At 58.9% G+C, this 11,637-nt stretch carries 6 protein-coding genes, 3 tRNA genes and 3 rRNA genes; 10 read left to right on the forward strand and 2 right to left on the reverse strand.

The genetic code is table 11. The features are described 5' to 3' along the window. The first annotated feature begins 129 nt into the window (after positions 1-129). From prfA to KY084_RS11005, 3 genes are all read left to right on the forward strand, one after another. Positions 130-1,209 carry a peptide chain release factor 1 gene (gene prfA / locus KY084_RS10995; RefSeq protein ID WP_219238505.1) on the forward strand — a complete coding sequence of 360 codons (1,080 nt, stop codon included), beginning with the start codon at positions 130-132 and terminating at the stop codon, positions 1,207-1,209. 93 nt (positions 1,210-1,302) lie between these two features. Beyond that, positions 1,303-2,109, forward strand: a complete 807-nt coding sequence (gene prmC / locus KY084_RS11000) for a peptide chain release factor N(5)-glutamine methyltransferase (protein ID WP_343228000.1) — start codon at positions 1,303-1,305, stop codon at positions 2,107-2,109. A 264-nt stretch (positions 2,110-2,373) separates the two neighbouring features. After that, entirely contained in the window at positions 2,374-3,069 is a 696-nt protein-coding gene (locus KY084_RS11005; RefSeq protein ID WP_343228001.1) for a DUF4167 domain-containing protein, read from the forward strand. A 58-nt stretch (positions 3,070-3,127) separates the two neighbouring features. On the opposite strand, the gene KY084_RS11010 is transcribed toward KY084_RS11005, so the two are convergent. After that, positions 3,128-3,454 (reverse strand): hypothetical protein, encoded by a 327-nt coding sequence (locus tag KY084_RS11010; RefSeq protein WP_219238508.1) that lies wholly within the window; start codon positions 3,452-3,454, stop codon positions 3,128-3,130. Positions 3,455-3,519: 65 nt separating this feature from the next. On the opposite strand from KY084_RS11010, the gene KY084_RS11015 reads away from it, so the two are divergent. Then, positions 3,520-3,948: a CBS domain-containing protein gene (locus KY084_RS11015; RefSeq protein WP_219238509.1), complete on the forward strand. Its 429-nt coding sequence runs from the start codon at positions 3,520-3,522 to the stop codon at positions 3,946-3,948. A 7-nt stretch (positions 3,949-3,955) separates the two neighbouring features. Here the strand turns inward: KY084_RS11015 and KY084_RS11020 are convergent, their stop codons facing one another. Beyond that, complete coding sequence (locus tag KY084_RS11020; RefSeq protein ID WP_219238510.1) at positions 3,956-5,425, reverse strand: lipopolysaccharide biosynthesis protein; 1,470 nt, start codon at positions 5,423-5,425, stop codon at positions 3,956-3,958. Between the two features lie 502 nt (positions 5,426-5,927). Here KY084_RS11020 and KY084_RS11025 point away from each other — a divergent pair. The 6 genes from KY084_RS11025 to KY084_RS11050 all read left to right on the forward strand — a co-directional run bounded on the left by KY084_RS11025 (position 5,928) and on the right by KY084_RS11050 (position 11,432). Continuing rightward, a 16S ribosomal RNA gene (locus KY084_RS11025) occupies positions 5,928-7,416 on the forward strand. Between the two features lie 172 nt (positions 7,417-7,588). Next, positions 7,589-7,665 (forward strand) — tRNA-Ile (locus KY084_RS11030). Between the two features lie 39 nt (positions 7,666-7,704). Next, a tRNA-Ala gene (locus KY084_RS11035) sits at positions 7,705-7,780 on the forward strand. Positions 7,781-8,211: 431 nt separating this feature from the next. Then, a 23S ribosomal RNA gene (locus KY084_RS11040) occupies positions 8,212-11,035 on the forward strand. A 135-nt stretch (positions 11,036-11,170) separates the two neighbouring features. Beyond that, a 5S ribosomal RNA gene (gene rrf, locus KY084_RS11045) occupies positions 11,171-11,285 on the forward strand. Together the 16S, 23S and 5S rRNA genes with 3 tRNA genes alongside form the textbook arrangement of a ribosomal RNA operon. A 70-nt stretch (positions 11,286-11,355) precedes the next feature. After that, positions 11,356-11,432, forward strand: a tRNA-Met gene (locus KY084_RS11050). The last annotated feature ends 205 nt before the right edge of the window (positions 11,433-11,637 follow it).

An 11,637-nucleotide genomic window follows, 5' to 3' on the forward strand; every position in this document is an offset into this window, starting at 1 on the left:
TCAGATGACCTCATATTCGATCATTTCCAGTGCTCCCGCGAAGGCGGGAGCCCAGGGCGGCAGGCGCTTCGCTCAATCACTCTGGGCTACCGCTTTCGCGGGAGTACCGACAATCGGAAGCGCTGTTCGATGACCCGCATTCCCGCAGACCGCATCGCCGCGATCGAGGCGCGGCGCGACGAATTGCAGGCGATGATGGCGACGGGTGACCTGCCGTCTGAAAAATTCGTCGCGGTGTCGAAGGAATATGCCGAGATCGAACCGGTGGCGAATGCCGCCGCCGAGGTCCGCCGCCTGCGCGCGGAGGGCGTCAGCCTTGCCGAAATGACGCGCGAAGGCGATGCCGAACTGCGCGAAATGGCGGCCGAGGAACTGGAGGCCAACCGCGAAGCGCTGGAAAAAGCCGAGCGCGCGCTGGCGCTGGCGCTGCTGCCGCGCGATGCCGCCGACGAACGCTCCGCGATGTTGGAAATCCGCGCGGGCACCGGCGGCGACGAAGCCGCGCTGTTCGCGGGCGACCTGCTGCGCATGTATCAGCGCTATGCCGATCATCGCGGCTGGCGCGTCGAGCTGATCTCGGCCAGCGCGTCCGAAGCGGGCGGATACAAGGAAGTGATCGCCAGCGTATCGGGTACGGGCGTATTCGCCGCGATGAAGTTCGAAAGCGGCGTTCATCGGGTGCAGCGCGTGCCGGTGACTGAAAGCGGCGGGCGCATCCACACTTCCGCCGCGACTGTCGCCGTGCTGCCCGAAGCGGAAGAGGTTGATGTCCATATCGAGGACAAGGACCTTCGCATTGATGTGTACCGCTCTTCGGGCGCGGGCGGGCAGCATGTGAATACCACCGATTCGGCGGTGCGAATCACCCATATCCCGACCGGTATCGTCGTCACCCAGCAGGATGAGAAATCGCAGCACAAGAACCGCGCCAAGGCGATGAAGGTGCTTCGCACACGGCTGTACGAGGCCGAGCGCGAGCGGATGGCAAGCGACCGGGCGGGCGCGCGCAAATCGATGGTCGGATCGGGCGACCGGTCCGAGCGAATTCGCACCTATAATTTCCCGCAAGGCCGGGTGACCGATCACCGGATCAACCTGACGCTTCACCGGCTGCCCGAAATCCTACAGGGCGAAATGGAAGAATTGATCGGCGCGCTGGTTGCGGAGGATGAGGCGGAACGCCTCGCCACGCTTGAAGATGCTGCTTAAGCCCTTCGCCCCTCCCGCTTTTACCCAGCGATGCGTGTCGTTTTGATCGGGCGCCCACCCCCCGACCCCCTCACGCAAGCGGAAGGGGGAGCGGTGCGCCGCGCTCTGGCAGAAGCCGCCCGCACGCTAGGTCCCATTTCCGATACGCCCCGGCTCGATGCCGAACTGCTGATGGCGCACGCGCTGGATTGCACTCGCGATACGATGATCCTGTCGCGGCTGGATGCGCCCGTTCCGGCCGGTTTCGCGGTATTGCTCGCCCGGCGGCAGGCGCACGAACCGCTCGCCTATATCATCGGGACACGCGATTTCTGGACGATTACACTTGCCGTCGGCCCCGGCGTACTGATCCCGCGCGCCGACAGCGAAACGCTGATCGAGGCGGCGATCGACCATTTCGGGGCGGTGGGGCCGGCGAGCATTCTGGACCTCGGCACGGGGCCGGGGACGCTGCTCCTCGCCGCGCTTGACCAGTGGCCGCAGGCGCGGGGCCTTGGCATAGAACGATCGCAGACCGCGCGCGACTATGCGGTGGGCAACGCCGCGCGCATCGCGCCGGGCCGGGCGGAAATTCGCGATGGCGACTGGGGGCAGGGGGTCGCCGGGCGGTTCGATCTAGTGCTGTGCAATCCACCTTATGTCGAAAACGGCGCTGCGCTCGCACCGCAGGTCGCGCGGCACGAACCCGCCGAGGCATTGTTCGCCGGGGCGCAGGGGCTGAACGAATATCGCCGGCTCGCACCACAGCTTTCCCGGCTGATTGCGCCGGGCGGGATCGCGATCATTGAGATCGGCGCAGCGCAGGAGCAAGCGGTCAGCACATTGATGGCGGAAGCGGGCTTTGCCGTTGCGTGCCGTCATGACCTTGGCGGGCGGCCGCGCGCACTGATCCTGTCTTGAAAGTTAAGCGAGGTGTAACATATTTTCCCTTGGATAATGGGTGTGCACCCGCTAAGGCTGGGTCAGGGAAAAGCACCGGGGGGCCTTAAACGGTTCATCAAACGTGCCCGACCCCACTCCAAGGTCATGTGTGCTGCTGCAGTCCGGCAGCCATGGCAGGCGAAGCATGGTCGCTAGCGCGGCCTGCTCGCGAGTATGACTCGCATCCGGAAAAGCGGATGGATCGAGGGACATCGTTTTTGACAACAGGACTTTGATATCTTGATGACCAATCGTCAGGCCGGCCGCCGTCGCGGCCGCGGCGGACAGCGTTCGCCGAACAATCGCGACAGCGGCAATCGTATCGATAGCCGCAATCGCGGAAATGCAGCGCAACTTCTGGAGAAGTACAAGAATCTGGCGCGCGATGCCCAGATGTCGGGCGATCGCGTGAACACGGAATATTATCTGCAGTTCGCCGATCATTATTTCCGCGTGCTCAATGACAATCGCCAGCGTCAGGAAGAAAACAAGTTGCGCCAGCGCAACGACAATTCCGACGACGATGACGATCAGGAGTACGATACGGACGATCGCGAGGATTCGCGCCGCGATGATCGCCGCAACGGTCGTTCAAACCGGTCGCAGCCTGCTGGCGGCGAAGACAGAAACCGCGATACGGATGGGGAGGATGCGAAACCCCGCCCCCGCGGCAGGCCGCGCACCCGCAAGCCGGAAGAGTCGGTCGAGGGTGAGGTGAGGCGCGACGATGGCGCACAGGATGAGGGCGAGGCAAAGCCGCGCCGCCGTGGCCGCCCGCGTCGCGAAACCGCTGAGGAATCGAGCGACGCTGCGGGAATCGAGGCGGATCGCCTTCCCCCCAAGCTTTCCGGCGAAAACGCGAATGACGAGGAAAAACCCCGTCGTCGCCGCACGCGCAAAAGTGCCGACGATGAAGAGGCCGCGTCCAACGCCGCCTGATCGGATTGCTGCGCACGGATAAAAAGGGCCGGTGCCGTTCGATGCGGCGGCGGCCCTTTTATCGTCGCGGGCCGGGGTTCCAGCGCGTTTCGATATCCTCATCGCGGTTGAACCGATCAACCACCTCGTCATGGCCCGACCCGGAACTGAGGAACATCAGCCCCATCAGCGCGGCGGCCAGCATGATCGACAATCCCACGCCAAGCCCGGTCGCGATGGCAAGATGCAGGCGCATCGCGCCCAGCCACCACCACAATACCGCCACCGACCCAGCAGCGACGACAAGAGAAAACAGCGCCATCCATTTCAGGATGCGCCGGTATCGCGCCCATGCCAGGTTGGCATAGCGGCTGTCTTCCAGCGGAGAGAACTGGTCCGGGTCCATGGCTTTCAATTGGGCGTTAAACGTGAAATCCTCAACCGCTTCGGTAAGGAGAGGAGACTCGGGCAATGACCATAGCGGCGATCCTGAGCGGCAAGGGCACGGATGTAATCACCATTGATGGCGGCGCGAGCGCGACCGATGCACTGGCGTTGTTGGCTGAGCGGCGCATTGGTGCGATGCCGGTGATGCACGGCGATGCGGTTGTCGGCATCTTTTCGGAACGCGACATCGTCTACTGTCTCGGCAAGGAGGGGGCGGACGCGCTTTCGCGGCCGGTTCGCGAATTGATGACGGCCCCGGCGGTTACGGTCGAACCCGACCATAAGGTGCTCGACGCGCTCGCGCTGATGACGATGCGGCGGATCCGGCATCTGCCGGTCGTCCGGAACGGTCGGCTTGCCGGGCTGGTTTCGATCGGCGATCTGGTGAAGTACCGGATCGACCGGATCGAAAAGGAAGCCGACGCGATGCGCGATTATATCCGCCAGGGCTGAGTCGCGCTTAACGGCGCACCAGCGCCCAGACTTCGCGCACGGTCGCGCGAGCGAAGAGCAGCATCCACGCGGCATAGCTTGCCGCGCCCGTGGCGACGAGAATGGCCAGTTCGGGCAAGGCGGCCATGCCGGGGGGAAGCGCGTGCGACACCAGCAGCACCAGCGCCGCCATCGCGCTCGCCGCGATCACTGGCGGTGCGGCTGCCGATCCGATGGCGCGCCAGTCGGTCCCGATCACGGGCAGCGTGCGTCGGCCGCAGATATACAGGTAGATCGGATAGGCCAGGATCCACGACAAAGCGAGGCCGCTTACCCCCCAATGCACGCCGATCAGAAAGCCAAGCGAAAGCACCACCGCGCCAGTAGCCGAATTGCGCGCGCTGATTCCGGGGCGTCCCATCGCGTCGCTGGCGGGCGCGAATAATATCTGCACTGTCATGAACGGCATGGCGAGTGCGAGCAGGCGGACGACATCGCCCGCCTCCACCCATTTATCGCCCAGTACCACCGCGACCAGCGGTTGGGCGGTCACCGCGAGCCCCAGATAGAAGGGCATCGCCGCGACCATGATGACCCGCACTGACTTTACAAAGGCATAGCCGACCGCCGAACGGTCGTTCTGGATTCGCGAATAGGCGGAGAACGCCACTTCGTTCACCGGCGGGACGAATTTGGACACGAAAATCTGCGTCAAAAACAGGCTGGTGGTATAAATGCCCAGCAGGTGCGGATCGAAATAGCGGCCGCCGATGAACACATCGGCTTCGCTCTGCACGAACCAAAAAAGCTGGCCCGTCGCCATCAGCCCGCCATAGCGCGCCAGTCCCCCGGCGCCGCGAAAATTGAAGCTGGGCCACATCCAGGCGCGCGCCGCCCACATCATGCCGATCGCGCGCACCGAAAAGAGCACGACCGGCGCCAGCACAAGCGTCCATACGCCAAGTCCCGAAAAAGCGCCCCCCAGCGCAGCCGCCGCGCCCGCGATGGCGGAGGCGAAATTGACCTGTGCCTGACGGCGAAACTCCATCTCGCGCGACAGCAATGCGAAGGGAAAGGCGATGAACGGTGTCGTCAGATACAGCAGCGCCTGCACACGAAGCAGATCGGCGACCATCGGCTGACGAAAATAGGCTGCGGCCAGCGGGGCGCCGGCAATCTGGATCGCGGCCAGCACCAGGTTGAGCAGAATCAGCATCCCGAACAGCTGCCGCTTTTCGCGCGCACTGATCGATTCGCGCTGGATAAGCCCGCTCGCCAGCCCATAGCCGTTGAGCATGTTGAGCAGCACGAGCACGACCTGGGTCATTGCGAACAGGCCGTAATCGGCCGGATTGAGGATTCGAATCACCAGGAAGGTGGCCGCCCAGGTGATGAGTTGCCCGACAATCTGCGTGCCCGACCGCCAGATCACGGCGCTGCGAACCTGATTCTTGAGCGATTCGCCGCCCTTTTTGGTTTGATTTGCCGTACTTTCCATCGCGAACCGTCATGCGACCATCATGCTTACCATGCCGTAAAGCTCAGTTTTCCTGAGGTGGCGATTAAAACGACATAAAATTGCAAAAAACTGATTGACGGTTTGTGGTGTGGGGCATAGAAGGCCTTTCACCGACGCGGCGGGCCGATTGGCACGTTTTGTTGGTCACCGAAAAGCAGGCGCTTTAGCCGCCCCGATGAAAAGAGGGGCAGGGCGGAGCGTCGGTCTTTTGCGCTCTTTGACATAGTGATTTAGATGAAGGGACATGTGGGCGGCGGCCCCGGGTCCGGCATTCAAGGTGTCGGGTACTCGGTAAAGTCAAGTCGTTCCGGGGCTTTCGCTTTTGGCGGGAGCTTGAACATGTCCTTACACGTTTCCATTACGTGACGATGGCAAGCGGGGTTTTTGCCCTGACTTGGTATCGTAAGATTTGTGCAGGAACGGCTCCTTGAAATGAGCTGCTTTTTCGTTGGTTATTCCACCGGCGAGGGAGTGGAACATCAAACTTGAGAGTTTGATCCTGGCTCAGAACGAACGCTGGCGGCATGCTTAACACATGCAAGTCGAACGAAGTCTTCGGACTTAGTGGCGCACGGGTGCGTAACGCGTGGGAATCTGCCCTTGGGTACGGAATAACTCAGAGAAATTTGAGCTAATACCGTATGATGTCTACGGACCAAAGATTTATCGCCCAAGGATGAGCCCGCGTTGGATTAGCTAGTTGGTGGGGTAAAGGCCTACCAAGGCGACGATCCATAGCTGGTCTGAGAGGATGATCAGCCACACTGGGACTGAGACACGGCCCAGACTCCTACGGGAGGCAGCAGTGGGGAATATTGGACAATGGGGGAAACCCTGATCCAGCAATGCCGCGTGAGTGATGAAGGCCTTAGGGTTGTAAAGCTCTTTTACCCGGGATGATAATGACAGTACCGGGAGAATAAGCTCCGGCTAACTCCGTGCCAGCAGCCGCGGTAATACGGAGGGAGCTAGCGTTGTTCGGAATTACTGGGCGTAAAGCGCGCGTAGGCGGCTTTGCAAGTTAGAGGTGAAAGCCCGGGGCTCAACCCCGGAACTGCCTTTAAAACTGCATCGCTTGAATCCAGGAGAGGTGAGTGGAATTCCGAGTGTAGAGGTGAAATTCGTAGATATTCGGAAGAACACCAGTGGCGAAGGCGGCTCACTGGACTGGTATTGACGCTGAGGTGCGAAAGTGTGGGGAGCAAACAGGATTAGATACCCTGGTAGTCCACACCGTAAACGATGATAACTAGCTGTCCGGGTGCATGGCACTTGGGTGGCGCAGCTAACGCATTAAGTTATCCGCCTGGGGAGTACGGTCGCAAGATTAAAACTCAAAGGAATTGACGGGGGCCTGCACAAGCGGTGGAGCATGTGGTTTAATTCGAAGCAACGCGCAGAACCTTACCAGCGTTTGACATGCCGGTCGCGGATAGTGGAGACACTTTCCTTCAGTTCGGCTGGACCGTGCACAGGTGCTGCATGGCTGTCGTCAGCTCGTGTCGTGAGATGTTGGGTTAAGTCCCGCAACGAGCGCAACCCTCGCCTTTAGTTACCATCATTTGGTTGGGTACTCTAAAGGAACCGCCGGTGATAAGCCGGAGGAAGGTGGGGATGACGTCAAGTCCTCATGGCCCTTACGCGCTGGGCTACACACGTGCTACAATGGCGGTGACAGTGGGCAGCAATCCCGCGAGGGTGAGCTAATCTCCAAAAACCGTCTCAGTTCGGATTGTTCTCTGCAACTCGAGAGCATGAAGGCGGAATCGCTAGTAATCGCGGATCAGCATGCCGCGGTGAATACGTTCCCAGGCCTTGTACACACCGCCCGTCACACCATGGGAGTTGGATTCACCCGAAGGTGGTGCGCTAACCCGTAAGGGAGGCAGCCAACCACGGTGGGTTTAGCGACTGGGGTGAAGTCGTAACAAGGTAGCCGTAGGGGAACCTGCGGCTGGATCACCTCCTTTCTAAGGATAGGGCCGAAAGCGTCGATCTTCATGATCGAAAGAGCTTCGTCTTTTCCAAAGAACATAGCCGCCGTCCTCATGTCCCTTCATCACTGGATACCAGCCCTTTGGGCTGGAAGCCTGAGCTGGCTCACGCCGCCCGCGGCCTTTTGGCTGGTTCGGGTAACGGTTGGGGCCGGTAGCTCAGGTGGTTAGAGCGCACGCCTGATAAGCGTGAGGTCGTAGGTTCAACTCCTACTCGGCCCACCATCGACCGGCGGCGCGGCTGACAGGGTTTGCGACGCCAATGGGGCCTTAGCTCAGTTGGGAGAGCGCTAGCTTTGCAAGCTTGAGGTCGTCGGTTCGATCCCGACAGGCTCCACCAACGCTTTGCGAGCGAAATAGCGGAAGCTATTTCGCGATCACGCAAAGCGCGGCCAGCGCTGCGAAGCGCGCCATAAGGCGCAGCTTTGCTGCGACTGACGGCGCGCGGTGGAAAGCGCGCCAAGCCAACATATCCAGGGATGAAGATAATGAGATCCGCCTTTGGCGGTATTGCGGGAGCATACCTGCAAGCTTTTTGACATTGTGAATGGGTTTTTCAAATCGATGCCGTGGCGACATTTGATGACGGTCTTTGCGGGCCTGATTTGAATGTCGTTACTTAACGGGCGTCATCATTGTGACCGCTTTGATGATCGCTCGAACAAAGGCTGAGATAATCATCCACGCCAAGATACTGCGTAACACTGCTCTTGCCGAGTTTCGTGTCGGCTTTCGGGCCGATCCAGTGTTGTCGTTGGTGGTGTGGACTCTCAAGCGTGAGGTAAGGGCATTTGGTGGATGCCTTGGCATGTACAGGCGAAGAAGGACGTGGCACGCTGCGATAAGCGTCGGGGAGTTGTGAGCATACTTTGATCCGACGATTTCCGAATGGGGAAACCCACCTTCACCAATTATCCGAGCTGAGCCGCTCGGCGGCACGCTTCATGCGTGTCGGGGATCGGCTTGTTTTGGATAATTGGTTAAAGGTATCACCTTAGTGAATACATAGCTTTGGTGAAGCGAACCCGGAGAACTGAAACATCTCAGTACCCGGAGGAAAAGACATCAACCGAGATTCCGTTAGTAGTGGCGAGCGAACGCGGACCAGGCCAGTGCCTGTTGTTTAGTTAGCAGAACAATCTGGAAAGTTTGACCATAGCGGGTGACAGTCCCGTATGCGAAAGCGAAGCAACAGGACTTGAGTAGGGCGGGGCACGTGAAACCCTGTCTGAACATGGGGGGACCACCCTCCAAGCCTAAATACTCGTACATGACCGATAGCGAACAAGTACCGTGAGGGAAAGGTGAAAAGCACCCCGATGAGGGGAGTGAAACAGTACCTGAAACCGAATGCCTACAAGCAGTTGGAGCCATCTTGAATGGTGACAGCGTACCTCTTGCATAATGGGTCTGTGACTTAATGTATCAAGCAAGCTTAAGCCGATAGGTGTAGGCGCAGCGAAAGCGAGTCTGAATAGGGCGACTTTAGTTTGATGCATTAGACCCGAAACCCGGCGATCTAGGCATGACCAGGCTGAAGGTGCGGTAACACGCACTGGAGGGCCGAACCAATCAATGTTGAAAAATTGTTGGATGAGTTGTGTTTAGGGGTGAAAGGCCAATCAAGCCGGGAAATAGCTGGTTCTCCGCGAAATCTATTGAGGTAGAGCCTTGGATGAATACCTTGGGGGGTAGAGCACTGGATGGATGCGGGCGACGCGAGTTGTACCAATTCTAACCAAACTCCGAATACCCAAGAGTACTATCCAGGAGACAGACGGCGGGTGCTAAGGTCCGTCGTCAAAAGGGAAACAGCCCTGACCTACAGCTAAGGTCCCCAAGTCACGTCTAAGTGGGAAAGCATGTGGGATTTCCAAAACAACCAGGAGGTTGGCTTAGAAGCAGCCATCCTTTAAAGAAAGCGTAACAGCTCACTGGTCTAAACAAGAGATCCTGCGGCGAAGATGTAACGGGGCTAAAGACGTGCACCGAAGCTTAGGGTGTGCAGTTTACTGCACGCGGTAGCGGAGCGTTCCGTAAGCCTGCGAAGCGGAAGGGTAACCGACCGTGGAGGTATCGGAAGTGCGAATGCAGACATGAGTAGCGATAAAGAGGGTGAGATGCCCTCTCGCCGAAAGACCAAGGGTTCCTGCGCAACGCTAATCGGCGCAGGGTGAGCCGGCCCCTAAGACGAGCCCGAAGGGGGTAGTCGATGGGAACCACGTTAATATTCGTGGGCCTGGTGGTGTGTGACGGATTTCGTGTGTTGTCCTCTCTTACTGGATTGAGAGGGCTTCGAAGAAGTCCCGGGAAATAGCCCCACCGTATAGACCGTACCCGAAACCGACACAGGTGGTCTGGTAGAGTATACCAAGGCGCTTGAGAGAAGTGTCCTGAAGGAACTCGGCAAATTGCCTCCGTACCTTCGGAAGAAGGAGGCCCCGTCATTGGGCAACCAGTGGCGGGGGGCACAGGCCAGGGGGTAGCGACTGTTTAGCAAAAACACAGGGCTCTGCTAAGTCGGCTTCAAGACGACGTATAGGGTCTGACGCCTGCCCGGTGCCGGAAGGTTAAGAGGAGGGGTGCAAGCTCCGAATTGAAGCCCCGGTAAACGGCGGCCGTAACTATAACGGTCCTAAGGTAGCGAAATTCCTTGTCGGGTAAGTTCCGACCTGCACGAATGGCGTAACGACTTCCCCACTGTCTCCAGGACATGCTCAGCGAAATTGAATTCTCCGTGAAGATGCGGAGTACCCGCGGTTAGACGGAAAGACCCCGTGCACCTTTACTGCAGCTTCAGAGTGGCATTAGGATAGAACTGTGTAGCATAGGTGGGAGGCTTTGAAGCACCGGCGCCAGCTGGTGTGGAGCCATAGGTGAAATACCACCCTGTTGTGTTCTGATGTCTAACCTCGATCCGTGAAACCGGATCAGGGACCCTCTGTGGCGGGTAGTTTGACTGGGGCGGTCGCCTCCTAAAGAGTAACGGAGGCGTGCGAAGGTTGGCTCAGGTCGGTTGGAAACCGACCGTTAGAGTGCAATGGCATAAGCCAGCCTGACTGCGAGACTGACAAGTCGAGCAGAGACGAAAGTCGGTCATAGTGATCCGGTGGTCCCTCGTGGAAGGGCCATCGCTCAACGGATAAAAGGTACGCCGGGGATAACAGGCTGATGATTCCCAAGAGCTCATATCGACGGAATCGTTTGGCACCTCGATGTCGGCTCATCACATCCTGGGGCTGGAGCAGGTCCCAAGGGTTTGGCTGTTCGCCAATTAAAGTGGTACGTGAGCTGGGTTCAGAACGTCGCGAGACAGTTTGGTCCCTATCTGCCGTGGGCGTCGAAATTTGAGAGGAGTTGACCCTAGTACGAGAGGACCGGGTTGAACATACCTCTGGTGTACCTGTCATCGCGCCAGCGGTGCAGCAGGGTAGCTATGTATGGACGGGATAACCGCTGAAAGCATCTAAGCGGGAAGCCTCCCTCAAGATAAGATTTCTCAGGACGGTCGAAGACCACGACCTTGATAGATCGGGTGTGGAAGCATGGTAACATGTGGAGCTAACCGATACTAATTGTCCTATTCGCGCTTGAAACAGGTTCCTTTGCGAACCTGAGAGTCCCACCATCAATGACAGCCCTGGATATAACCAAGCGCATGTCGATGGATGATTGTCCCACCCTTTGGTGCATCGATTTGAACCCTTTTGAACAAACACCGGCTTCATTGCTTGGTGGCCATAGCGTCCGTGACCCACCCGATCCCATCCCGAACTCGTACGTGAAACCGGACTGCGCCGATGGTACTGTTGCTCAAGCAACGGAAGAGTAGGTCGTCGCCAGGCATTGCAGCCGGTGTCGTTCAAAACAAAACCCATTCACATGTCGCCCCCTCCCCGGGGGCAGCCAACTTGCCGCGGGGTGGAGCAGTCCGGTAGCTCGTCAGGCTCATAACCTGAAGGTCGTTGGTTCAAATCCAACCCCCGCAACCATCTTTACTTGCGAAAACCCCGCCCCTCCGGCGGGGTTTTTCGTATGCACCGAAAGCGTAAGCATCCCAGCAAAATCGCTGGTCTGAGCCCAAGGTTTCTACCACCTATGAGGAGAGCCTCGGGCCAGTTTGATGCCCATCGCTGGGCGTGATGGCAACAACCGTATTGGGGGTATGCCCCCAATACGGTTTGCCGATTGATCCTG

Source organism: Stakelama flava (assembly GCF_019351405.1).
In the GTDB taxonomy this organism is placed as follows: domain Bacteria; phylum Pseudomonadota; class Alphaproteobacteria; order Sphingomonadales; family Sphingomonadaceae; genus Sphingomonas; species Sphingomonas flava_A.

Excerpts from the sequence above, each read along its gene's own strand:
- prfA (WP_219238505.1), top strand. The coding sequence starts at position 130 with ATGACCCGCATTCCCGCAGACCGCATCGCCGCGATCGAGGCGCGGCGC.
- KY084_RS11005 (WP_343228001.1), top strand. The coding sequence starts at position 2,374 with ATGACCAATCGTCAGGCCGGCCGCCGTCGCGGCCGCGGCGGACAGCGT.
- KY084_RS11010 (WP_219238508.1), bottom strand. The coding sequence starts at position 3,454 with ATGGACCCGGACCAGTTCTCTCCGCTGGAAGACAGCCGCTATGCCAAC.
- KY084_RS11015 (WP_219238509.1), top strand. The coding sequence starts at position 3,520 with ATGACCATAGCGGCGATCCTGAGCGGCAAGGGCACGGATGTAATCACC.
- KY084_RS11020 (WP_219238510.1), bottom strand. The coding sequence starts at position 5,425 with ATGGAAAGTACGGCAAATCAAACCAAAAAGGGCGGCGAATCGCTCAAG.